The following is a 23,374-nucleotide window of genomic DNA, read 5'->3' as shown; positions in this document are numbered from 1 at the left end:
GAAATAACAAAAGCCGCGCAAGGCGGCTTTTGGAAAAACGACGCTCAGGGAGGGCGCTTATGAATGTCCTATTTGCATTGCGCGCGTACTCAACGGCGGGCGACGGCGGCGGCAGTCCGCTCGCGCGAGGCGGCGCGGGTCTCCCCGCTGGTGTCGCGGGCGCCCCAGCGCTGCGCGAGCGCGGCGCACACCATCAACTGGATCTGGTGGAACAGCATCAGCGGGAGCACGACGGCGCCCACGGCCTGCGAGGCGAAGATGACCTTGGCCATCGGCACGCCGGCGGCAAGGCTTTTCTTGGAGCCGCAGAAGATGATCGTGATCTGGTCCGCGCGGGAAAAGCCGAGCCGCCTGCTCACGACAATCGTGACGGCCAGTGCCAGCGCGAGCAGCACCACGCTGATGAGCACCACGCCGCCGAGCGCGGAGAGCGGAATCTGGTGCCACAAACCTTCGGTGACGGACTCGCTGAAGGCGCCGTACACCACGAGCAGAATCGACCCCTGGTCAACGAACTTGAGCACGCCGCGGTGCCGCTCGATCCATTTGCCGATCAGCGGGCGCAGCAGCTGGCCCGCCACGAACGGCACCAGCAGTTGCAGCACGATATTGCCAATGGTGTGCCAGGGCGAGTTACCGCCCGCCGCCTGATTCGTGACGAGCACGCTGACGAGCGCGGGCGTGACGAAGATGCCGAGCAGGCTGGAGGCCGACGCGCTGCATACGGCGGCCGGCACGTTGCCTTTGGCAATGGACGTGAACGCGATAGAGGACTGAACCGTCGACGGCAACGTGCAGAGGAAGAGGATCCCGCCGTAGAGCGCCGGCGTGACAAGTGGCGAAAGGAGCGGTTTAAGCGCGAGGCCGAGCAGCGGAAACAGCGCGAACGTGCTGAGCAATACGACTATATGCAGACGCCAGTGCGTCGCGCCCGCAATAATCGCTTCCCGCGAAAGCTTCGCGCCGTGTAGGAAGAACAGCAGGCCGACTGCCACGTTCGTCACCCAGTCGAACGCCACGGCGGCCTGCCCGTGAACCGGCAGCAAGCTGGCCAGTATCACGGTGCCGACGAGGCACAAGGTGAAGTTGTCGGGAAGCAGTTTCGGGCGGGCCATGTCGGGTTCTCGAAATCGGTGGTGCGGGACTCTACGCAAGGCGCGTGCGCAAAGCGCGGCGTATGGACGTCAGGGAAAACCAGTATTGTCCCGCTAAAGCGATTGAAAACGCAAATTCATTTCCCGAATCGATTGATGCATTCAACGCATTCGAGCACGGTTTTATGCGCGCGCGGCAGGTGGCTTGGAGCGCGTTTTCGGGGTTCGCCGACGCAGCGCATTTGCGCCGCTTGCTGAGACTATAGACGCGCGATGCACCGTGCATCGCCGCCTTTTTTGCTACGCGTTCCGCGAAGGGTGGAGGCCTTGCCGGCAACCGCTATCAGGCGGTTTCCGCAAGGGTTCTGTCGTAGAAAAACGTCGCAGTAACAAGGTGTTACAACAGCGGGGGAGGCCTAACACTTTTTGGCTCGACACCCTCTCACCACGACCATAAATTACCGTTCAATGGCCGTCGGGAATGCCCCGCGCCGCAGCATGTCCGCGGCGCCCGCGCGTCCCTCAACAAGTCCGCCGCAGCTCGAACGGCGGGTTTCAGGCAGGTCTTCGGGCAAGTGAGTCACGGGTGGACGGGTTGTCGAGAACGAAGCACTGGTTGTGGGGCGCGCTGATCGTCGCGCTGTGCTCGTTCGCCTATGCGAAAGGCCCCGGCGCGCTGCCCGGCGGCGCGCGTTTTTTCGTCGATACGTACGGCCATGGCAGCTACGTCAATCGCGACGTCGGCCGCGGCTTTCAACGCCCTGCCAAGCCGGACTCGAACATTCGCCGGGTGGCCGGGCCGGGCGCTTATCCGGGCGAAGGCCGCGGTGGCATCCCTTACCGCGGCGTCATCACGCAGGTCAGCGCCGAGTCGCGCCCCGGACAACGGCCGCAGTCCAATGCGCCGGTGCGCTCGGGCTCGATTCGGGCCGACGTCGCGCGCTACAACGAAGAACGCAGTTCGCTGCGCACCATGCAGCGCCAGGCCGACGACGGCCGCCCGCCCGAAGGTTCCCCTTACCGCAACTAGAAGCCGGTTCCCGGCTTGGGTCGCGCGCCTCACTGGGAGGCGGCGCGTTTGCGCCTGCGCCGGGCGCTTCTGAACGCCTATTACTTCCCACCTTCCGCCGCCACCCATCCTTTCAATTGGCTTCTTGCGCGCATTACATCTCGATTCACTGCCACGCGCCGCCGAAACTGCGTTCTCCAATTGACGTATCGACGCCACACTTTTTTGAAAAATACTCGGCAACAAACGGCCTGGCGTCGTCAAATCGTGGCGTTTATGCGGCGACGCGTCATCGGCATGTCATCTGATGCGTTATTGACCGGCTGACTCATGGCGGCGCTGCTTTGCGCGAGCAGGAGCGCCTGCCGCAGTACCGCGACCCCGTGCATGGCAAGGCCTTTAGCAGGCCGATAAGCGACAAAACTAATCGGACTGATATACCCGCAATAACCAGCCATATTTTTGTTTATAAAAATGGTCCGCAAAGATGGTCCCGCCCAGATTGGCTCGACGATCAGACGGACAACAACAATGGTTCGCGCGAGCTTGCCCTTTCGCACAGCCACACCTTTTTGACAAAGACTGGAGAATCCATGAAAACAAGCATCAGCCGTGCGCTGAAGACCACCTTGAAGGCAACCGCGTGTGCGGCTTTGCTGGCGAGCGCATCGTCCGCTTTCGCTCAATCGAGCGTGCAGCTTTACGGTCAGGTCGACGAATGGGTCGGCGCGCAGAAATTCCCGGGCGGCAAGACCGCGGTGCAGGTGTCCGGCGGTGGTATGTCGACGTCGTACTGGGGCTTGAAGGGGGCTGAGGATCTCGGCAACGGCTACAAGGCGATCTTTACGCTGGAAGGCTTCTTCCGCGCGCAGAACGGCCAGTACGGACGCTTTACCGGCGACACGACGTTCTCGCGCAATGCCTATGTCGGTATCGAATCGCCGTACGGCACGGTCACGGCGGGCCGCCTGACGACGGAACTGTTCGTCTCGACGATTCTGTTCAATCCGTTCATCGACTCGTACGTCTTTTCGCCGATGGTCTACCACGTGTACCTCGGCCTCGGCACGTTCCCGACCTACTCGACCGATCAGGGCGTGACCGGCGACTCCGGCTGGAACAATGCGGTGCAGTACCAGTCGCCGAACTTCAACGGCCTGTCGGCGAGCGCGATGTACGCGCTGGGCAACACGACGCAGAACGGCGCGAAGAAGTGGAGCGGCCAGGTGCTGTATTTCCACGGCCCGTTCGCGGCGACGGCGGTCTACCAGTACGTGAACTTCAACAATACGCCGGGCGATCTGGGCAGCTTCGATTCGTCGGGCGTGCCGGGCCTGAAGGCGCAAAGCGTCGCGCAGCTCGGCGTCTCGTACGACCTGAAGTACGTGAAGCTGTTCGGCCAGTACATGTACACTCACAACGACCAGACGCTCACGAGCTGGCACGTGAACACGGCGCAGGGCGGCGTGTCGGTGCCGGTGGGCCCGGGCACGGTGATGGCCTCGTACGCGTACTCGCGCGACGGCGGCGGCTTCGACCAGACGCGCCAGACCGCCGCGGTCGGCTACGACTATCCGCTCTCGAAGCGTACGGATGTCTACGCCGCTTATCTCTACGACCACATCAGCAACCAGTCGAGCGGCAACACGTACGGCGTCGGCCTGCGCGCGAAGTTCTAGGCGTCGCAGCTCAAGCGCGACTGACCGGCCGCGAGCCGCCCGCCGCGCCAGATGCCGCGCCGCATCCCTTCAATCCCAAGAAGCCCGCTTCCTCGCGAACGCGGGCTTTTTCTTTTCAGCAGCTCACGCCACCCTTTCCTCACTCGTCCTTGATAAAGCGGGCAAAATGACGCCGATTCATTCCTTAAGCGAGCGATTCGGATGGACACCCTCGTCAGCATGAAAGTGTTCCGGCAGGTGGTGGAGGTGGGCAGCTTCGTCGGCGCCGCCGAGCGGATGGAGATGTCGGCCGCCATGGCGAGCAAGCATGTGATGCATCTCGAGCAGCAGCTGGGCGCGCGTCTCTTGAATCGCACCACGCGCCGCGTCGCGCCGACCGAGGCGGGCCGCGAATACTACGAGCGGCTGAGCCAGGTGCTCACCGAACTCGAGGAAGCCGAGCAGGTGGTCGGCGCGGCGAGCGTCGTGCCGCAAGGGCGCTTGCGCGTGTCGTCGCTGTCGGCCTTCGGGCTGAGCCACGTGATGGCCGCCGTCGCCGACTACGCCGCTCAGTATCCGCAAGTGACCGTCGACATCACCCTGTCCGACCGCGTGGTCGAGCTGATCGACGAAGGCTTCGATGTTGCGATCCGCGCGTCGCCGAGTGGCCTGAAGTCGTCGTCGCTGATTGCGCGGCCGATCGCGATGGCGCATCTGGTGCTGTGCGCGTCGCCCGACTATCTGCGCCGGCGCGGCACGCCGAAGACGGCCGCCGACCTCGCGCGCCACAACTTCATCCAGTACGCCGGCGTGTCCGGGCTCGATGTGCTGCAAACCACCGGCGAAGTCGCGCGCGTGCGGCTGTCCGGCAATCTGATCGTCAACCACCTCGAGGCGCAACGCGTGATGGTGCTGCAAGGCGCGGGCATCGCGTTGCTCGGCACGGAGGTGATCGGCGCCGATCTGGCCGCGGGGCGTCTCGTGCCGCTGCTCGTCGACGAAGTGCCGCCGCGCGAGTTGCCCATTCACGTCGTCTATGCAAGCCGCCGCCATTTGTCGGCGAAGGTGCGCTCGTTCGTAGATTTTTTCGCCGAGCGCTTCGCGAACGAATCGCTGTGGCCGTCGCTCGAACAGATCAAGGCGCTTGCCGTGCCGCCGCGCGCGGGCTGACCCGCGAGCCTTCGCGACCCGTTTCGCTATACTGGTTGCCAGCACCCGCACACGCCAACCGCGTAATGATCTGGGGGAGACATGACCGATCTGTCCTCGCCGCAGCGCGCCGCCAGCCACGAGCTGCCGGCCGGCCGGCGCTTGCGTTTCGTCACTGCCGCAGCCTTGTTCGACGGGCACGACGCGTCGATCAACATCATGCGGCGCATCCTCCAGGCGAGCGGCGTGGAAGTCATCCACCTGGGCCACAACCGTTCCGTCGATGAGGTCGCGACCGCCGCGCTCCAGGAAGACGCCGACGGCGTCGCGGTGTCGAGCTACCAGGGCGGCCATAACGAATATTTTCGCTATCTCGTGGATCTGCTGCGAGCACGCGGCGGCGAGCGCATCAAGGTGTTCGGCGGCGGCGGCGGCGTGATCGTGCCCGAGGAGATCGCCGCGCTGGAGCAATACGGCGTCGAGAAAATCTATTCGCCGCACGACGGCCAGCGGCTCGGCCTGCAAGGCATGATCGACGACATGATCGGGCGCTGCGCGGCGCTCGCGCGCGAAACGTCGGCGGAGCATACAGGCGCCGTCGGTGAATGGATCGACGCGCTGACAGCGCAGCCGGTCTCGCGGCGGGAAGCGCGCGAGGAAGCGCAGGCCGACGACGCAACCGGCCTCGCATTTCGCCGCCTCGCGCGACTCATCAGCGCGTTCGAATCGGGCGGTGTGGGTGCCGCCGGGCGCGACAAGGTCTCGATACTCGCGCGGGCGGCGCAGATTCCCGTGCTGGGCATCACCGGCACGGGCGGCGCGGGCAAGTCGTCGCTGACCGATGAACTGATCCGCCGCTTCCGGCTCGATTACGGCGACGCGCTGACGATCGCCGTGCTCGCCATCGACCCGTCGCGCCGCAAGTCGGGCGGCGCGCTGCTCGGCGACCGCATCCGCATGAACGCGATCGGCGACTGGGGCGGCGGCGCGCGCGTCTACATGCGCTCCATGGCAACGCGCGAGGCGTCGAGCGAAATCTCGAACGCGCTGCCCGACGCGCTCATGCTGTGCAAGGCGGCGGGTTTCGATCTGATTGTCGTCGAGACCTCAGGCATCGGTCAGGGCGACGCGGCGATCGTGCCGTTCGTCGACGAGTCGCTGTATGTGATGACGCCCGAGTTCGGCGCGGCAAGTCAGCTTGAAAAGATCGACATGCTCGATTTCGCCGACTTCGTCGCCATCAACAAATTCGATCGCAAAGGCGCGGTCGACGCGCTGCGCGACGTCGCGAAGCAGGTGCAGCGCAATCGCGGCGACTTTGCGAAATCACCCGACGCGATGCCGGTGTTCGGCACGATCGCTTCGCGTTTCAACGACGACGGCGTGACCGCGCTCTACCGGCACATCGCGAACGCGCTGCACCGGCATGGCTTGCGCGCGGGCGGCGGGCGCCTCTGCGCGCGCGCCGACGTGCGATTTTCGAGCGGCCGCCACGCGATCGTGCCGCCCGCGCGCGTGCGCTATCTCGCTGAAATCGCGCAGACGGTTCACGCGTATCGCGAGCGCGCCGAGGCGCAGGCGCGTATCGCGCGGGAGCGCTGGCAACTCGTCGAAGCACGGCGAATGCTGGGCGAAGCCCGCGCCGACGACAGCGAGGCCAGCGCGGAGCCGTCGTCCGCAACCCGGCTCGACGCGCTGATCGCACAGCGCACGGCAGCGTTGGGCGAGCGCGAGCGTCAGCTCCTCGATGCGTGGCCGCAAACCGTCGCCGCCTATTCCGGCGACGAACACGTGGTCCGCATCCGCGACCGCGAAATTCGCACGGCGCTCACGGTCACGACTTTATCGGGCACGCAGATACGCAAGGTCGCGCTGCCCCGGTTCGTCGATCACGGCGAAATCCTGCGTTGGCTGATGCTCGAAAACTTGCCGGGCTATTTTCCCTTCACCGCTGGCGTGTTCCCCTTCCGCCGCGAGAACGAAGACCCGACGCGCATGTTCGCGGGCGAGGGCGATCCGTCGCGCACCAACCGGCGTTTCAAACTGCTGTCGAAAGGGATGCCCGCCAAGCGTCTGTCGACCGCGTTCGACTCGGTCACGCTGTATGGCGAGGAGCCGCACGAGCGCCCCGACATCTACGGCAAGGTCGGCAATTCGGGCGTGTCCGTCGCGACGCTCGACGACATGCACGCACTCTACGACGGCTTCGACCTGTGCGCGCCGGAAACGTCGGTTTCCATGACGATCAACGGCCCGGCGCCGACCATCCTCGCGATGTTTTTCAACGTCGCCATCGATCAGCAGATTGCGCGCAGAATGAAGCAGCTCGGCCGTGCGCTGACCGGCGACGAACTCGCCGACACGCGCCGCCTCGCGCTCGCGAATGTGCGCGGCACCGTGCAGGCCGACATCCTGAAGGAAGACCAAGGCCAGAACACGTGCATTTTTTCGACCGAGTTCAGCCTGAAAGTGATGGGCGACATTCAGGCGTATTTCGTCGAACACGGCGTGCGCAATTTCTATTCGGTGTCGATTTCCGGCTATCACATTGCCGAGGCCGGCGCGAACCCGATCTCGCAACTCGCCTACACGCTCGCGAACGGCTTCACCTATGTCGAGGCGTATCTGGCGCGCGGCATGTCGATCGACGACTTTGCGCCGAACCTGTCGTTCTTCTTTTCTAACGGCATGGACCCGGAGTACACGGTGCTCGGCCGCGTCGCGCGGCGCATCTGGGCCGTCGCGATGCGCGAGCGTTACGGCGCGAACGAGCGCAGCCAGAAGCTCAAGTATCACGTGCAGACGTCGGGCCGCAGCCTGCATGCGCAGGAAATCGACTTCAACGATATCCGCACCACGCTGCAGGCGCTGATCGCCATCTACGACAACTGCAACTCGCTGCACACCAATGCGTTCGACGAGGCAATCACCACGCCCACCGAAGAGTCGGTGCGGCGCGCCGTGGCGATTCAGTTGATCATCAATCGCGAATGGGGGCTCGCGAAGAATCAGAACCCGAACCAGGGCAGCTTCGTGATCGACGAATTGACGGATCTTGTCGAAGAAGCCGTGCTCGCCGAGTTCGACCGGCTGACCGAGCGCGGCGGCGTGCTGGGCGCCATGGAGACCGGTTATCAGCGCGGCCGTATTCAGGACGAGTCGATGCTGTACGAGCATCGCAAGCATGACGGCTCAAATCCGATTGTGGGCGTGAACACGTTTCTCAGCCCGCATCCGCACGAAGCACCGCAGCCCATCGCGCTCGCCCGTTCCACTGAGGAAGAAAAGCAAAGCCAGCTCAAACGCCTGCGCGATTTTCAGGCGCGTCATCGCGAGGCCGCGCCCGACGCGCTCGAGCGCCTCAAACGCGCGGTGATGGACAACGAAAATGTCTTCGCCGTGCTGATGGACGTGGTGCGCGTGTGCTCGCTCGGGCAGATCACGCACGCGCTCTTCGAAGTGGGCGGGCAGTATCGGCGGAATATGTAGGTTTTGGCGGGCGATGCCGCTGGGGGGCGGGGCAGAGCCGCCAAAGCCCGCCCTCGCGCAACTCAGCGCGCGATGCCGAGGCGCGCCTTCGCGTCGTCGTATTCCTTCGCGAGACGCGCGACCAGTTCGCTCACGCTCGGCACGTCGTCCATCAGGCCGACACCCTGGCCCGCGCCCCAGATGTCTTTCCACGCCTTGGCTTTTTCGCTGGCGAAGTTCATCTTGGTCTTGTCGGATTCCGGCAGCGCGTCCGGATCGAGCCCCGCGTTGACAATGCTCTCGCGGATGTAATTGCCGTGCACGCCCGTGAACAGGTTCGTATAGATGATGTCCGACGCCGTCGAGTTGACGATGGCCTGCTTGTAGCTCTCCACCGCGTGCGCCTCTTTGGTCGCGATGAAGCGCGTGCCCATGTACGCCAGGTCGGCGCCCATGGCCTGCGCGGCGAGAATCGAGCCGCCGTTGGCAATCGCGCCGGAGAGCACGATCGGGCCGTCGAAAATCCGCCGCACTTCGCCGACGAGCGCAAACGGCGAAGTGGTGCCCGCGTGGCCGCCCGCGCCCGACGCCACCAGGATGAGGCCGTCGACGCCCGCTTCGAGCGCTTTTTGCGCGTGCCGCAGATTGATCACGTCGTGCAGCACGATGCCGCCATAGCTATGCACCGCATCGACGATCTCGCGCGCCGGCGCGCGCAGGCTCGTGATAAAAATCGGCACCTGGTGCTCGACGCACACGCGCACGTCGTGTTCCAGCCGCGTATTCGATTGATGAACGATCTGGTTGACGGCAATCGGTCCGACCACCGCGTCAGGATGCGCCGCCTTGTGCTCGGCGAGCTGTGCCTGGATTTGCGTGAGCCATTCGTCGAGCAGTTCGGCGGGGCGCGCATTCAGCGCCGGAAACGAGCCGACGATGCCGGCCTTGCACTGCGCCAGCACGAGCTCGGGATAGCTGACGATGAACATCGGCGAGGCGACGACGGGCAGCGCCAGATTTTGCAGAACGGCGGGCAAAGCCATGGTGCGGGTCTCCTGATTGACGAACCGGTGCGCGCAAGGCGCCCGGCTATGAGTGAGTTTAGCGGCAATGCGGCGAGCGGCACGTTGAGGCCGGCCAACCCGCAGACGGCACAAGCGCAGACGTCAAAACCGCAGACCGCAACGTTGCGCATGGCCGCTCAAACGTTTAAGAACGATCGTTCGATTATAGGCGAAGCGCCGCTGCCGCGTTCGCCAGATCGTTTAGAACGGTTGGAAGGAGTGTTCAGGTTCTACGCCTGCGTGGGCTAACCCACCTCGGGCGGACACGCTGGGCTTTTACAATGCACGGACTTCAAACGACACGAGACCGCTCATGCCCTTCGACCATTTCACGCCCTTTCGCGTCGTCGCGGGCGATACGGATATCTTCGGAGTCAAGGGCGGGGCAGGACCGCCGCTTCTGCTGCTGCACGGTCATCCGCAGTCGCATCTGATCTGGGCGCGTTGTGCCGCGGAACTGGCCCGGCACTTCACGGTGATCGCCACCGATCTGCGCGGCTACGGCGCCTCGGGCAAGCCGGCGAGCGACGCCGCGCACACGCCGTATTCGAAACGCGCGATGGCCGCCGACCAGGTCGCCGTGATGCGCCACTTCGGCTTTGAGCGCTTCCTTGTTTGCGCGCACGACCGCGGCGCGCGCGTCGCGCATCGTATGGCGCTCGACCACGCGGACGCCGTCGAGCGATTGATGCTGCTCGACATCGCGCCGACGCTCGCCATGTACGAAGCCACCGACCGCGCGTTCGCCACGCATTACTTCCACTGGTTCTTTCTGATCCAGCCCGAGCCACTGCCGGAAACGCTGATCGGCGCGAATCCGGCCGCTTATGTCGATGCGGTGATGGGCGGCCGTCACGCGGGCCTTGCGCCTTTCGAACCCGCGTCGCTCGATGCCTACCGTGCGGCGCTCGCGCAGTCGGGCGCGGTGCACGCGATGTGCGAGGACTATCGCGCGTCCGCGAGCATCGACCTGGAACATGATCGTGCCGACATCGAGCGCGGGCACAAGATTGCGTGCCCCTTACGCGTGTTGTGGGGCGAGAAGGGCGTGATCGAAAAGTGTTTCGACGCGCTCGCTGAATGGCGCCACGTGGCGCGCGACGTGAGCGGCCGCGCGCTGCCGTGCGGCCACTACATTCCGGAAGAGGCGCCCGAGCAACTCGTCGCCGAAATGCTGGCTTTTTTCGAAGCGGTTGAGCGGTAAACGCGCGGTGAGCGCGCGAGGTTTTGCCGCCGCCGCTTAGCCGAGGGGCGGCAGCCGCCGCGCGACCGGCGTCGATTTGACGATGGCCGTGCTGGTCTCCGCGCGCTCGGTGACCTTCGAGAGAATCTCGTCGAGCTGCTCGATGGAATGCAGATAAAGGCGGCAGATGAAGCAATCGTCGCCCGTCACCTTGTCGCATTCGACAAACTCCGGAATTCGCCGGAGCACGTCTTCCACCAGATGCAACTGCCCCGGCAGCGGCTTCACGCGGACAATCGCCTGCAGCGTGAAGCCGAGCGCGCGCGCGTCGAGCTGCACGGTGAAGCGCTCGATCACGTCTTGCGACTCCAGCCTGCGGATGCGCTCGGCCGTGCTGGGCGCGGAGAGTCCGACGAGCCGCGCCAGTTCGCTGACGGGGCGGCGCGCATCTTCGGCGAGCGCGGCGATGAGCGCGCGGTCGATTTCGTCGAGCGGCACAGGCGCCGCGGAAGCAAGGCGTTTCGCCATGACGGCCTTCGAATGTGAGGTTTAGTTGCGCTGATGCTTAAGTTTAGCCATGTATTCGGCGAATCGGATTATTTACACTGCTTGCCATGCAGGAATCCATTCGAGGATCGAACCATGGCTTCAAACGAAATCCGCCGCGGCGCAGCCGAGATGACTATTGCCATGCTGATGTCGGGCACCATCGGCTGGCTGGTGGTGTCGTCGCAGCAAAGCGCCTTCAATGTGGTGTTCTTCCGCTGCATTTTCGGCGGCGCGACGCTCGCGCTCGTGTGCGCGATGCTCGGACTCTTCAGGCGCCGCCTGTTCTCGTGGAAGATGCTCGGGCTTGCGCTCCTGGGCGGCGCTGCGATTGTCGCCAACTGGGTGCTGCTGTTCGCCGCGTATTCGCGCGCGTCGATTTCGATGGCGACCGCCGTCTACAACACACAGCCCTTCATGCTCGTCGCGCTCGGCGCCGTGGTGTTCCGCGAGCGCATTAGCGCGTCGACGGTGGTGTGGCTGGTGCTCGCGTTCGTCGGGCTCGTGTTCGTCGTCAAAGTCGAGCCTGCCGTGTTGGCCGTGCCGGGGCACTATCTCACCGGCATCGCATATGCAGTCGGCGCGGCCGCGATGTATGCGGTGTCGTCCATTATCACGAAGCGTTTGAAAGGCACGCCGCCGCATCTGATCGCGCTGATCCAGGTGTTGCTCGGCGTGGTGATGCTCGCTCCGCTCGTGCATTTCGACGCGCTGCCCGCTACCGGCGTGCAATGGCTCGAGCTGATCGTGCTGGGCGTCGTGAACACCGGCCTTATGTATGTGCTGCTGTACGGCGCGATCCAGAAGCTGCCCACCACCATGACCGGCGCGCTGTCGTTTATCTATCCGGTGGTCGCGATCATCGTGGACAGGATCGCGTTCGGGCAGACGCTCGCGTGGATTCAGGTGCTGGGCGCGGTGCTGATTCTGCTGGCCGCCGCGGGCGTCAATCTCGGCTGGCGGATCGTGCCGCAAAGGCGTGTGCCGTCGGTTTGAACACGGTGTTTTCCGCGAATGCTACGGATTGCAAACGAACGTGTTTGTTCATATCAGCCGACTAATGATTCGTAAGATGGGCGCGAGGCGCGGCCCGTTTGGCCGCGTGTATGCGGGTTAACAGCCGTCGTCATGCATCTGTAGGGAAATCACTGATGCGGCTCAAAATCGCGCGCGCGTATGATTCAGTGAGACGCTGATCACGTCCGACAGAATTTCCGCCGCTCGCCGTAACAGGTTGAGCGGCTTTCTTTTTGTGGCGGCGCTTTCGCGTGTGCTTTTGCGTGCGCTATCGCGCGGGCGCACGCCCGGCAACACGGACGACGATCGACTCGCCGTCCACCGTGAGCGGCCCCTTCGCGCCTGCCAGTTCCTCGACAAGACCCTTCAGAAGCGCGGGCCATTCGCCGCGCGGCTTGAGCATCGAGGCCGCTGCGCGCATCGCCGCTGCGTCGTCGAGCATGCGCAGCAGCGACGCGAAACTCGTTGTGCGCACATCGAGCAGTTTGAAGACGATCAGCACCTTCAGCGCGTTCTTCGCATTGCGCGCCGGATCGGCACGCAGCCACGCGAGCCGCGAGAAGGCGCGCTTCAGCGCCGCGTCAACCTGGGCGAACGGCGCGCCATGGCCGGGAATCACGAGGCGCACGTCGAGCGCGGCGATGGCGTCAAGCACCGCCTGCTGCTCCGCAAAGCCGCTCTCGCCTTCCAGTTCCGGAAAGATCACGCCGAAGCCGTTTTCCCACAGCGCGTCGGCGCTGATCAGCAGGCGCTCTTGGGCGCAATAGAGCATCAGCGAATGCGGATCGTGGCCGGGCGCGCCGAGCATCTGCCAGTCGAGTGCGCCGAGCTGCAGCGTCGCGCCCGGCGCGATCGTGCCTGTGAAGCCGAAGCGCTCGCAGCGCTGCGCCGTCGCGCGAAAAGTCAGGCGCGTTTCGTCCCAGTGGCGCACGGCCTCGGCTTCGCAAGCGGGAATGAGGGTGCTGCACGGCCACGTCGCTTGCAGGAGCGCATTGCCGCCGCAATGATCCGAATGCAGATGCGTGTTGACGATCAGATCGAGCGGGCGGTCGCCGAGCGCCTGCCGCACGAGCGCACGCGTTTGCTGTGCATGGGTCGCATAGCCGGTGTCGATGAGCGCCGCGCACGCGTCGTCGACGATCAGCACGTTGTTCGACGAAAGCCAGCCGCGCTCGAACACGCGCACCGCTGCGGGCAACTCGTTCATGGCGCGCTGCTGCCGTTGCCAGCTTCGGCGTGGGCCGGCGCGTCGGGTTTCGGCATCACGAGAATGGTCGACGCGCCGACCACGGCAACTTCGCCGCGCTGGTTTTTCACCGTACCGTCCAGATGCGCGAGATCGCCGTTCAGGCTTGGCTTCCAGTGAGCATCGCGCACACGCCAGGTCATGACGAGCGTGTCGCCCGCGTGCGCGGCCTTCTTCAGCTTGATGTCGAATTCGAGGCCGAGCGGCTGCGCGTAGGTCGAAAAGTGCGTGGCCAGCAGCGCCATGAAATGCGCGGTGGGCTGCGTGCCGGACGCGATGAGGCCGCCGAAGCGGCTTTGCGCGGCATAAGCGTCGTCGTGGTGCAGCGGGTTCAGGTCGTTGACGAGCGTCGCGAACGACTTCACCGAATCCGCCGACAGCGTGAGCGTCGCGCTGAACGTCTCGCCGACGGTGACAATGCGCGGCGGCGCGTTCATCGCTGCACCTTCGTCTGGCTGGCGATGAATTCGGCATGGCGCGACGCCAGCGCGTTCCACACTGCGCGTTTCGCGTCGTCGTCGTAGAGCGACCAGCCGGCAATTTCGTCGATGGTACGCAGGCACCCTTCGCACCAGCCCGTCGACGCATCCATGCGGCACACGTTGATGCATGGCGACGGCACGCCACCGCCTTTCGTCGCCTGATCGTCTGCTGCTGTCATCGGATCAGGCCGTTTCGCGCAGCGCCACGTCCACCACCGGCGCGCCCGTCAGCGCGATCAGTTCTTCAGCGGTCAGATTGAACACCGCGTGCGGATGGCCGGCGGCGGCCCAGAGGCTGTCGAGCGCGAGCAGATCTTCGTCGATCAGCGTGACGGGTTCCACGGCATGGCCGACGGGGCACACGCCGCCTATCGCATAGCCGGTATTTTCGCGGACGAACTTCGCATCCGCGCGGCCAACTTCGCCAACGTGCGCCGCCACCTTCTTTTCGTCGACACGATTGGCGCCGCTCGCGACGACCAGCACTGGCGCGCCGTCTTCGCGGCGGCGAAACAGGATCGACTTCGCGATCTGCGCGATCGAGCAGCCGAGGCCTGCTGCGGCCTCGGCGGATGTCTTGCCGGTTTCCGGCAGCATGACGATTCGCCCCGCGTGACCGCGTTCGCGCAGCAGCAGGGCGACGCGGCGTGCGGAGTCGGGCAGGGCGGTGAGGTCGTCGGAGTCGAGAAAAGCGTGGTCCGTCATCGTTTGGGTCCTGACTTTAGGTGCGGATCTGGGGTCATGATGTTGCGGGAGTACGTCTGTTTCCAACTGCGTGGAAGTGTTTCCGAACCGCGCACACTTACACGCAGTTGGCCGCCGCTTCGCTACGCGCCTTGGCGAGCAACGCCTTGCCCGCGCGCGACACGTTCGGCCGGCCGATCGCCGTCGAAATGAAATCGCCGATGGCCACCACCTGCGCGAGGTCGATACCGGTTTCGATGCCGAGGCCGTTCATCAGATACAGCACGTCTTCCGTGGCGACATTGCCGGTGGCGCCCTTCGCATACGGGCAGCCGCCGAGTCCGGCCACCGACGCGTGATAGATCTCGATGCCTTCCTGCAGCGCCGCATAGATGTTCGCAAGCGCCTGGCCGTAGGTGTCGTGGAAATGCCCGGACAGACGCTCGCGCGGAAACACGCGCGTCACGGCCTCGAAGATTTCGCGCGTGCGCTTCGGCGTGCCGACGCCGATCGTATCCGCGATGTCGATCTCGTCGCAGCCGAGTGCCGCGAAACGTTGCACCACGTCGACCACCGACGCCACCGGCACCTCGCCCTGATACGGACAACCGAGCGCGCACGAAACGCTGCCGCGTATGCGCAGGCCGTGTTCCTTCGCTGCTTGCGCGACCGGCACGAATCGCTCGATGCTTTCGGCGATGCTGCAATTGATGTTTTTCTGCGAGAACGCTTCGCTGGCGGCGCCGAAGATCACGATCTCGTCGGCGTGCGCGGCAAGCGCGCCTTCGAAGCCGCGCAGATTCGGCGTCAGCACCGAATAGATCGTGCCGGAACGACGCTCGATGCCGGCCATCACCTCGGCGCCGTCGGCCATTTGCGGCACCCATTTCGGCGACACGAACGAGGCCGCCTCCACGTTGCGAAAGCCGGCCGCGGAAAGACGATTGATCAATTCGATCTTGGTCGCCGTCGGGACGAACTCCTTCTCGTTCTGCAACCCGTCACGCGGACCGACTTCGACGATTTTCACTTGCTGGGGTAGGGCCATGATGTGTCTCCGCAAAGTTGTAGTGGCGGCGCTTGCTCAAGGTGTTTCGGCGCTCAATAGCCGCGCTCGATATTCACCACGCCGCTGACCGCTTCACCTCGTTCGAGCGCGAGCATTTTGCCGGCGATCTGCGCGACGCTTTCTTCGCGCAAGGTCAGCGCGGACATGTGTGGCGTGATGGTGATGCGCGGCTCCTGCCAGAACGGATGATCCAGCGGCAGCGGCTCCTGCCGGAACACGTCGAGCGTGGCGGCGGCGAGTTGGCCGCTCGCGAGCGCGTCGAGCAGATCGGCTTCGACGAGATGCGCGCCGCGCGCAACGTTGATCAGATATGCGCCGCGGGCGAGCTTCGAAAACGTGCGAGCGTTCAGCACGTTCGCGGTGTCCGGCGTATGCGGCAGCAGATTGACGAGTACTTTCACGCCGTCGAGAAACGCGTCGAACTGCGCTTCGCCGGCGAACGCGGCGATGCCTTCCACCTCTTTCGCGCCGCGGCTGTAACCGCGCACGGGCAGGCCGAATGCCGCGAGCGTTCGGGCGACATGCGCGCCGAGCACACCGAGACCCAGCACGCCGACCGTGAACGTTTCGCGCGGGTGCGGATCGAGCACATGCCAGCGGCGCTCGCGCTGCAGCGTTGCATATTCGTCGAAGCGCCGCAGATAACGCAGCACCGCGTGCGTCACATATTCGGCCATTTGCGGTGCCATGCCGGTGTCTTCGAGGCGGATCAACTGCGCATGGCGCGGCAAGCTGCCGGGTTGTTCGCGCTCGAGCGAGAGGATGGCGTCGACGCCCGCGCCCAGATTGAAGATGGCGCGCAGATCGGCGCGGCCGGCCAGCATCTCGCGCGGCGGCCGCCAGACGACAGCAAAGTCTGCAGGCGCGGTGTCGCCGGGTTGCCATTCACGCAGGTCGGCGTGAGGCAGCGCTCGCGCGAAGTCGTGCAGCCACGCGGCAGCTTCTGCGTCCGGCATATAAAAGAGGATTTTCATGCGGCTTCACCGTGGAATGCGCCATGGCCCCGGCCCGCGCGACAAGCCGCGCGCACGCGGCAGGGCGGCTCTGCGGATTGCGACGGCTGAGGCGCGGCGCGCGACGCTGGCGACATGGGGGCTCCTCCTTTTATGAGCAGGCTTCATTCTACTTTTTCGCCGGCACTCCCGCGCGCTTGCGCACGACCGTACGCAGCCGCGTTCGCCATCCGCGAACCTTCCGCCCATAAACAAAGCACAAAAACTTGGTTCGTCGGCGCGCCTCGCGGCGGGACAATGGCTGCCCGGTTTCCCTTTGCGAGGGACAGATATGCTTTCATGCTCCAGATCGCCGTGGCCGCCGCGGCTCGTGACCGTTCCGGGCCTGCACGGCAGCGAGGGCGCACATTGGCAGACGTGGCTCGAGCGCCAGTTCGCGCGCTCGCTGCGGGTCGAACAGGCGGACTGGGACGCGCCTGACGTCGCGGGCTGGGCCCAGTCGTTGCGCGAGCTGCTCGCGCGCGAACGCGGACCGTTCGTGCTGGCCGCGCACAGCTTCGGCTGCCTCGCGACCGCCCACGCGTTGCAGCAGGCATCGTATGCGAACGAGGTGGTCGGCGTACTGTTCGTCGCGCCCGCGAGCCCGCAAAAATTCGCCTTCGCGGGGCCGTTCGAGGCGAGGCGCCTCGGCGTGCCGTCCATTCTGATCGGCAGCGAAACGGATCCGTGGATGCCGCTTGCCGGCTCGCGCGAACTGGCGCAGCGGTTCGGCAGCGCCTTCGTCAATCTCGGCGACGCGGGGCACATCAATACCGCAGCGGGATTCGGACCGTGGCCGAGGGCCAAGTATTTCATCGACACGCTGGTGCACTGCGCGGCGCCGCTGCGATTTCGCGACGAGACGCTGGAGGTCGCGCAGCACGCGCTGGTCTGACGACGCGCGCCGTGGTGGGCACCGCTTGCGCGGCGCGGCGCTGACAGGCGATCCGCTAGAATCCCGCTTCATGCCGCGACGGTGCGGCCACGGGTTTTATCATCGACAGCGGGGACAACATGGCAGGCAGAACGGGGACTTCGCGCTGGCTGGCGGCCGGCGTTACGGCGATCACGCTCGGCTTCGGGCTTGGCGGCAGCTCAGCGGCGCTCGCGGATACGTCGCTCATGAATGTGTCGTACGACGTGACGCGCGAGTTGTACAAGGACATCAATGCCGGCTTCATTGCGGCCTACAGGCAAAAGAGCGGCGAGACTGTGTCGATCCGCCAGTCGCATGGCGCGTCGAGCGCGCAGGCGTTGTCGGTATTGCAGGGCTTGCAGGCCGACGTCGTGACGATGAATCAGCCGAACGACATCGACCTGCTCGCCGAAAAAGGCCAACTGGTCCCGGCTAACTGGCGCACGCGCCTGCCCGACGACAGCGCGCCATACACCACGACGATGGTCTTTCTCGTGCGCAAGGGCAATCCGAAGCACATCAAGGACTGGGACGATCTCACGAAACCCGGCGTGCAGGTGGTGATCGCCAATCCGAAGACATCCGGCAATGGACGTTACACGTATCTGGCCGCGTGGGGTTATCGCAAGCAGCATGGCGGCACGGACGCCGACGCGCTCAACTTCGAAAAAGCGCTCTTCAGGAATGTGCCGGTGCTCGACACGGGCGGCCGCGGCGCGACGACGACGTTCACGCAACGCGGCATCGGCGACGTGCTGGTGACTTTCGAGAACGAGGTCGCGCTGATGAACAGCGGCGTGGGCGCGGGCAACTTCGAGGCGGTGTATCCGTCGGTGAGCCTGCTCGCGGCGCCGCCGGTTTCGATCGTCGACAAGGTGGTCGACAAGCGTGGCACGCGCAAGGAAGCGCAGGCGTATCTCGACTATCTGTGGTCGCCCGCCGCGCAGGAAATCATCGCGCAACACCATCTGCGTCCGCGCGACAAGAATGTGCTCGCGAAGCACGCGGCCGAGTTCAAGCCGATCAAGACCTTCACCGTCGAAGAAATGTTCGGCAGCTGGCAGAAAGCGCAGCAGACGCATTTCTCGGACGGCGGGACTTTCGATCAGATCATCGTCGACAGGAAGTAACGCGCGTTACGCGTGGTCGCAGCCGTGCTCGCAGCCGCTCTTGTCGAGCGGCATCTGCTGCGCGGCTTCGGCGCGAATGCCGAGGCGCGCGAGCAACTGGCGGTCCGCTTCAGCTTGCGGATTGCTCGTGGTCAGCAACTGATCGCCGTAGAAAATCGAGTTCGCGCCCGCGAGGAAGCACATAGCCTGCAGCGCTTCGTCCATCTGCTCGCGGCCCGCGGACAGGCGCACCATGGCACGCGGCATCGTAATGCGCGCAATCGCGATGGTCCGCACGAATTCGAACGGATCGATCGATTCCGTGCCGGTCAGCGGCGTGCCTTCCACTTGCACCAGATTGTTGATCGGCACCGACTCCGGATACGGGTCCATGTTCGCCAATTGCGCGATCAGTCCGGCCCGTTCGCGGCGCGACTCGCCGAGGCCCACAATGCCGCCGCAGCACACGTTGATGCCCGCATCGCGCACGCGTTCGAGCGTGTCGAGGCGATCCTGGTAAGTACGCGTCGAAATGATCTGGCCGTAGAACTCCGGCGACGTGTCGAGATTGTGGTTGTAGTAGTCGAGGCCCGCCTCGCGCAGCGCCTGCGCCTGGTGCGTTTCCAGCATGCCGAGCGTCACGCAGGTCTCCAGTCCCATCGCCTTCACGCCGCGGATCATCTCCTTGATCGGCTCGAGATGCCGATCTTTCGGATTGCGCCACGCGGCGCCCATGCAGAAGCGGGTCGCGCCATTTTCCTTCGCGGCTTTCGCGGCGGCGAGCACTTCGTCGACCGGCATCAGCTTGTCGGCTTGCAGACCGGTGTCGTGATGCACCGACTGCGGACAGTACGCGCAATCTTCCTCGCAGCCGCCGGTCTTGATCGACAGCAGCGTCGACAGTTGCACGGTGTTCGCGTCGAAATGTTCGCGATGCGTTTGCTGCGCGCGAAACATCAGGTCGTTGAACGGCAGTTCGTACAACGCAACAATGTCGGCGACGCGCCAGCGCGCGAGTTGTTGGGTCGCGGCATCGGCATTGATGGCTGTGCCCGCGGACGACGGAGCGATGTTCAGTTGGGTCATGTGGTCGATCCTCATGAATGGATGTGATGTTCGATTCAGCGCTGCGCGTCACGCAGCGTTTGCAATAGCCGTGGAATGTCGAGCCGTTCGGCCGCGAGTTCGGCCGATGCCGGGCTCAGATGCGGCACGATGCCGAGCAACGGCGCGTGATGTTCGCGCGCGAGATGCTCGCGGATCGACGCGATGTTTTCGTCGGGAAAGGTCATGTCCGGATCCACGCGGTTTGCGACCCAGCCGGCCAGCGTGAGTCCGCGCGCGGCGATAGCCTCGGCGGTGAGCAGCGCGTGGTTGATGCAGCCAAGGCGCAGGCCGACGACCAGCACGACCGGTAGCTTCAGGGCGACGGCGAGATCGGCGGTGTCGCGCGTCGCCGTCAACGGCACGCGAAAGCCGCCGACACCTTCCACGACGACGACATCGGCGCGCGTCAATGCTTGCCGATGGCACGCGACGATATGTTCGATGTCGAATGCGACGTTTTCCAACGCCGCCGCGATATGCGGCGCGGCCGGCTCCTTCAGCAGATACGGCGTGCGCATGTCGGGCGGCAGCAGCACGTTCGACGCCGCGTCGAGCTGATCCGCGTCTTCGTTATGCAGTTCGCCGTTCAGCACGAACGCGCCGGCGGCGATCGGCTTCATCGCAGCTGCCTTCAGGCCTTCGCGAACGAAGCCTCGCAGCAACGCAGACGAGACGAAGGTCTTGCCGATTTCGGTGTCCGTGCCGGTGACAAACACGGACAGGGCGGAGAGTGCGGAATGTGCAGAGGTCATGCGGCCAGCGCTCCTGTCCGTTGCAAGCCTGCTTCCAGCCGGTCCAGATCCGCATGCGAATGCGCGGCGGACAGCGAAATGCGCAGGCGCGATGTCCCGGTGGGCACGGTCGGCGGACGGATCGCGGGGACCCACAAGCCTGCTCGATCGAGCGACGCGGCGATCTCGAGCGTGGCCTCGTTCGCGCCGATGATGAGCGGCTGCACGGCCGTGTGCGAATCGACCGGCAGCCACGGCGTGGCTTTGAGCATGACACGCGTGCGTTCGATCAATTGCCGCAGATGCGCGCGCCGCTCATCGCCTTCGGCGCCGCCGATGATGCGCAGGCTCGCCGACACCGCGTGCGCGGCGGCCGGCACGGAAGCCGTCGTGAAAATGTACGGACGCGCGCGCTGCACGAGCCATTCGATCACCGTCTCATGCGCCGCCACGAATGCGCCCGACACGCCGGCCGCTTTGCCGAGCGTGCCAATCGAGATCAGATTGGGCGAGCGCAACGCGGCCTCGGCGATCGCACCGCGCCCTTGCGGACCGAGCACGCCGAAACCATGCGCATCGTCGACGATTAGCCATGCGCCGTGCTTTTCCGCGAGTTCGAGCAGGCGCGGCAGCGGCGCAATGTCACCGTCCATGCTGAATACCGTATCGGAAACGATGACTTTCACGTCGGCGTCAGAGGCGTCGAGCATGACGCTCAACGCTTCCATATCGCAGTGCGGATAGACCTGCACATCTGCTCGCGACAAACGCGCGCCGTCGATCAGCGAAGCATGGTTCAGCGCATCGGAAAAGAGCGTCGTGCCGCGGCCCGCGAGCGCGGTGAGCGTCGCGAGGTTCGCCATGTAGCCCGTGCTGAAGTAGAGGGCCCGCGGCGCGTCCACGAATCCGCCGACGAACTCGGCCAGGTCGTCTTCGAGCTGTGCATGCGCGCGCGAGTGGCCGCCGAGCAGATGCGAGCCGCCGCTGCCCGCGCCATAGCGTTGCGCGCCTTGCGCGATGGCCGCGATCAGTTGCGGATGCGCGGCGAGGCCGAGGTAGTCATTGCTTGCAAAGCCGACCATCTCGCGGCCGTCGACTGTCATGTGAGCGGCGCAAGGCGTGTCGGCGGTGCGGCGGCGACGGCGCAGACCGCGCTCGTCGATTTCCTTGAGCCCCTGCGAAAGTTTGTCGAGGAGATGCATTAGCGGACCTCCGCGAGCGTGGCCTCGAACGTTTCGCACGTGCGCGAGGCGAGCAGCGCGAGTTCTTCGTCATCGAGAATGTAGGGAGGCATCAGGTACACCGTGGTCGCAATCGGGCGCAGCAGCAGCTCACGCTGCAAGGCGTTTTCGAAGAAGCGGCGCGAAAATGTTTTGGCGTACTCAGCGTTTTCGATAACTGCGTCGAAAGCGAAAATCGTCCCGCACTGACGCAGGTTGCGCACGTGTGCATGTTCCTGCAGCGGCGCAAGCGCTGACCTCAGTTTCGCTGACTTGTGCGCATTGACGGCGAGCACGTTGTCGCTCGCGAACAGCTCGAGCGTGGCGAGCGCCGCACGGCACGCGAGCGGGTTGCCGGTGTACGAATGCGAGTGCAGAAAGCCGCGAGCGGTGTCGTCGTGATAGAAGGCGTCGAAGATTTCGTCGCGCGACAGCACGATGGACAGCGGCAGATAACCGCCGCTAATGCCTTTGGACAGACACAGGAAGTCCGGCCAGATGCCGGCCTGTTCGCAGGCGAAGAAGGTGCCCGTGCGTCCGCAGCCGACGGCGATTTCATCCGCGATCAGATGCACGCCGTACTGGTCGCACAACGCGCGCAAGCCGGCGATATACGACGCGTCGTGCATGGCCATGCCGGCGGCGCATTGCACGAGCGGCTCGACGATCAACGCGGCGATTTTCGCGGCGCGCGCTTCGAAGAGCGAACGCACGTGTTCGAGCGCGCGACGCGCGACGTCCGCTGCCGACTCGCCCGGTTGCGCGAGTCGCGCGTCCGGCGATGCGACGACGTGCGCGTTGCGGATGAGCGGGTCGTAGGCGTCCTTGAACAGCGCGACGTCGGTCACGCCGAGCGCGCCGATCGTCTCGCCGTGATAGCTGTTAGCAATGCAGACGAATTCCTGCTTGTCGGCGAAACCGCGATTGCGCCATGAGTGGAAGCTCATTTTCAACGCGATTTCGACGGCGGAGGCGCCGTCCGATGCGAAGAACGCATGGCCCAGCGTGTTATGAGTAAGCGCGCTTAGGCGCTCCGCGAGTTCGACGGCGGGCTCGTGCGTGCAGCCTGCGAGCATGGCGTGTTCGAGGGTATCGAGCTGATCCTTCAGTGCCGCATTGATGCGCGGATTGGCGTGGCCGAACAGATTGACCCACCACGAACTGATCGCATCCAGATAACGATGACCGGCGCGGTCGTAGAGCCATGCGCCTTGTCCGCGCGCGACGGGCACGAGCGGCAGGCGCTCGTGATGCTTCATCTGCGTACACGGATGCCAGATCGCGCGCAGGCTGCGGGCAATCCAGTCTTCCGTCGATGTAGGTGATGTTGCTGACATTTCCAGGTGGTACTCCAGGGATGCATGTTGCCGCTGCCTTGGGGTGTTTCTTTTGTCAGGTTTTTGGGGGCGCAACGCGGGGATTTTGGCGCTGCGCCGGGCCGGTCGGCTAGCGTGCGGGGTCGAGATTAGCGGTTTCTTTGGGGCTTTGCACTAGCGGGTTGCCTGGCGTTTGGGCTTGTGCGGCGGGGGTTTGCGGCGGTTCGGCGCAGCTCGTTGGGGATGCGGAAGAAAGGGTGTGGATGGGCGGAGTTAGCGACGAGAAAGTATTGGGGGTAGTGGGGGAGGTTTCG

At 64.9% G+C, this 23,374-nt stretch carries 23 protein-coding genes; 9 read left to right on the top strand and 14 right to left on the bottom strand.

From position 1 onward, the window contains the following. Nucleotides 1–89 precede the first annotated feature (89 nt). Entirely contained in the window at nucleotides 90–1,115 is a 1,026-nt protein-coding gene (locus HV711_RS19790) for a bile acid:sodium symporter family protein (protein ID WP_013586899.1), read from the bottom strand. A gap of 565 nt (nucleotides 1,116–1,680) precedes the next feature. Here HV711_RS19790 and HV711_RS19785 point away from each other — a divergent pair. Continuing rightward, a complete protein-coding gene (locus HV711_RS19785; RefSeq protein ID WP_035481913.1) occupies nucleotides 1,681–2,124 on the top strand; it encodes a hypothetical protein in 444 nt (147 codons plus the stop codon). Between the two features lie 239 nt (nucleotides 2,125–2,363). Here the strand turns inward: HV711_RS19785 and HV711_RS19780 are convergent, their stop codons facing one another. Continuing rightward, complete coding sequence (locus HV711_RS19780; protein WP_175145211.1) at nucleotides 2,364–2,663, bottom strand: hypothetical protein; 300 nt, start codon at nucleotides 2,661–2,663, stop codon at nucleotides 2,364–2,366. A gap of 33 nt (nucleotides 2,664–2,696) precedes the next feature. Between HV711_RS19780 and HV711_RS19775 the strand changes: the two genes are divergently transcribed. The 3 genes from HV711_RS19775 to icmF all read left to right on the top strand — a co-directional run bounded on the left by HV711_RS19775 (nucleotide 2,697) and on the right by icmF (nucleotide 8,399). Then, nucleotides 2,697–3,782 (top strand): porin, encoded by a 1,086-nt coding sequence (locus HV711_RS19775; protein ID WP_013586901.1) that lies wholly within the window; start codon nucleotides 2,697–2,699, stop codon nucleotides 3,780–3,782. Between the two features lie 201 nt (nucleotides 3,783–3,983). Then, nucleotides 3,984–4,931, top strand: coding sequence for a LysR family transcriptional regulator (locus HV711_RS19770; protein WP_013586902.1), 948 nt, complete (start codon nucleotides 3,984–3,986; stop codon nucleotides 4,929–4,931). A gap of 81 nt (nucleotides 4,932–5,012) precedes the next feature. After that, on the top strand, nucleotides 5,013–8,399 hold the full coding sequence (gene icmF / locus HV711_RS19765; protein ID WP_035481916.1) for a fused isobutyryl-CoA mutase/GTPase IcmF: 3,387 nt from the start codon (nucleotides 5,013–5,015) through the stop codon (nucleotides 8,397–8,399). A 62-nt stretch (nucleotides 8,400–8,461) separates the two neighbouring features. Here the strand turns inward: icmF and HV711_RS19760 are convergent, their stop codons facing one another. Continuing rightward, entirely contained in the window at nucleotides 8,462–9,421 is a 960-nt protein-coding gene (locus tag HV711_RS19760; RefSeq protein ID WP_013586904.1) for an NAD(P)H-dependent flavin oxidoreductase, read from the bottom strand. Between the two features lie 48 nt (nucleotides 9,422–9,469). On the opposite strand from HV711_RS19760, the gene HV711_RS19755 reads away from it, so the two are divergent. Together HV711_RS19755 and HV711_RS19750 are read left to right on the top strand one after the other, a co-directional pair. Then, complete coding sequence (locus HV711_RS19755) at nucleotides 9,470–9,691, top strand: hypothetical protein (RefSeq protein ID WP_028362481.1); 222 nt, start codon at nucleotides 9,470–9,472, stop codon at nucleotides 9,689–9,691. Between the two features lie 64 nt (nucleotides 9,692–9,755). After that, nucleotides 9,756–10,646, top strand: a complete 891-nt coding sequence (locus HV711_RS19750) for an alpha/beta fold hydrolase (protein ID WP_035481919.1) — start codon at nucleotides 9,756–9,758, stop codon at nucleotides 10,644–10,646. 36 nt (nucleotides 10,647–10,682) lie between these two features. On the opposite strand, the gene HV711_RS19745 is transcribed toward HV711_RS19750, so the two are convergent. Further along, nucleotides 10,683–11,153: an Lrp/AsnC family transcriptional regulator gene (locus tag HV711_RS19745; protein ID WP_035481922.1), complete on the bottom strand. Its 471-nt coding sequence runs from the start codon at nucleotides 11,151–11,153 to the stop codon at nucleotides 10,683–10,685. A gap of 114 nt (nucleotides 11,154–11,267) precedes the next feature. Between HV711_RS19745 and HV711_RS19740 the strand changes: the two genes are divergently transcribed. Then, the gene (locus tag HV711_RS19740) at nucleotides 11,268–12,167 is read left to right on the top strand and encodes a DMT family transporter (RefSeq protein ID WP_035481924.1); all 900 of its coding nucleotides are present in this window, start codon (nucleotides 11,268–11,270) and stop codon (nucleotides 12,165–12,167) included. A gap of 289 nt (nucleotides 12,168–12,456) precedes the next feature. Here the strand turns inward: HV711_RS19740 and HV711_RS19735 are convergent, their stop codons facing one another. From HV711_RS19735 to HV711_RS19710, 6 genes are all read right to left on the bottom strand, one after another. Beyond that, nucleotides 12,457–13,395, bottom strand: a complete 939-nt coding sequence (locus tag HV711_RS19735) for an MBL fold metallo-hydrolase (protein ID WP_035481926.1) — start codon at nucleotides 13,393–13,395, stop codon at nucleotides 12,457–12,459. Then, nucleotides 13,392–13,871 (bottom strand): MaoC family dehydratase, encoded by a 480-nt coding sequence (locus HV711_RS19730; RefSeq protein ID WP_035481928.1) that lies wholly within the window; start codon nucleotides 13,869–13,871, stop codon nucleotides 13,392–13,394. The genes HV711_RS19735 and HV711_RS19730 overlap by 4 nt, the downstream gene beginning before the upstream one ends. After that, nucleotides 13,868–14,095 (bottom strand): DUF1289 domain-containing protein, encoded by a 228-nt coding sequence (locus tag HV711_RS19725; RefSeq protein ID WP_035481930.1) that lies wholly within the window; start codon nucleotides 14,093–14,095, stop codon nucleotides 13,868–13,870. The genes HV711_RS19730 and HV711_RS19725 overlap by 4 nt, the downstream gene beginning before the upstream one ends. Before the next feature lie 4 nt (nucleotides 14,096–14,099). Beyond that, complete coding sequence (locus HV711_RS19720) at nucleotides 14,100–14,621, bottom strand: YbaK/EbsC family protein (protein WP_035481932.1); 522 nt, start codon at nucleotides 14,619–14,621, stop codon at nucleotides 14,100–14,102. Nucleotides 14,622–14,718: 97 nt separating this feature from the next. Beyond that, a complete protein-coding gene (locus HV711_RS19715; RefSeq protein WP_013586912.1) occupies nucleotides 14,719–15,648 on the bottom strand; it encodes a hydroxymethylglutaryl-CoA lyase in 930 nt (309 codons plus the stop codon). A gap of 53 nt (nucleotides 15,649–15,701) precedes the next feature. Beyond that, on the bottom strand, nucleotides 15,702–16,643 hold the full coding sequence (locus tag HV711_RS19710) for a 2-hydroxyacid dehydrogenase (protein WP_035481934.1): 942 nt from the start codon (nucleotides 16,641–16,643) through the stop codon (nucleotides 15,702–15,704). A 310-nt stretch (nucleotides 16,644–16,953) separates the two neighbouring features. Here HV711_RS19710 and HV711_RS19705 point away from each other — a divergent pair, with 310 nt between their 5' ends. Then, complete coding sequence (locus tag HV711_RS19705; RefSeq protein ID WP_013586914.1) at nucleotides 16,954–17,556, top strand: RBBP9/YdeN family alpha/beta hydrolase; 603 nt, start codon at nucleotides 16,954–16,956, stop codon at nucleotides 17,554–17,556. Nucleotides 17,557–17,675: 119 nt separating this feature from the next. Continuing rightward, nucleotides 17,676–18,707 (top strand): sulfate ABC transporter substrate-binding protein, encoded by a 1,032-nt coding sequence (locus HV711_RS19700; protein ID WP_013586915.1) that lies wholly within the window; start codon nucleotides 17,676–17,678, stop codon nucleotides 18,705–18,707. 6 nt (nucleotides 18,708–18,713) lie between these two features. Here the strand turns inward: HV711_RS19700 and bioB are convergent, their stop codons facing one another. Genes bioB through bioA form a run of 4 tightly spaced genes read right to left on the bottom strand, consistent with a single transcriptional unit; the run spans nucleotide 18,714 to nucleotide 23,087 of the window. Next, entirely contained in the window at nucleotides 18,714–19,772 is a 1,059-nt protein-coding gene (gene bioB, locus HV711_RS19695) for a biotin synthase BioB (RefSeq protein ID WP_028362490.1), read from the bottom strand. A gap of 35 nt (nucleotides 19,773–19,807) precedes the next feature. After that, on the bottom strand, nucleotides 19,808–20,545 hold the full coding sequence (gene bioD, locus HV711_RS19690; protein WP_035481936.1) for a dethiobiotin synthase: 738 nt from the start codon (nucleotides 20,543–20,545) through the stop codon (nucleotides 19,808–19,810). Beyond that, nucleotides 20,542–21,726, bottom strand: coding sequence for an 8-amino-7-oxononanoate synthase (gene bioF, locus HV711_RS19685; RefSeq protein ID WP_035481938.1), 1,185 nt, complete (start codon nucleotides 21,724–21,726; stop codon nucleotides 20,542–20,544). Before bioF ends, bioD begins: the two co-directional genes overlap by 4 nt. Next, complete coding sequence (gene bioA, locus HV711_RS19680) at nucleotides 21,726–23,087, bottom strand: adenosylmethionine--8-amino-7-oxononanoate transaminase (protein ID WP_035481944.1); 1,362 nt, start codon at nucleotides 23,085–23,087, stop codon at nucleotides 21,726–21,728. Before bioA ends, bioF begins: the two co-directional genes overlap by 1 nt. Between the last annotated feature and the right edge of the window lie 287 nt (nucleotides 23,088–23,374).

The sequence above is a fragment of the Paraburkholderia phenoliruptrix genome, assembly GCF_902859825.1.
In the GTDB taxonomy this organism is placed as follows: domain Bacteria; phylum Pseudomonadota; class Gammaproteobacteria; order Burkholderiales; family Burkholderiaceae; genus Paraburkholderia; species Paraburkholderia phenoliruptrix.
Note: the sequence above shows the minus strand (reverse complement) of the source record. Positions and strands in the feature narration are given on the sequence as shown.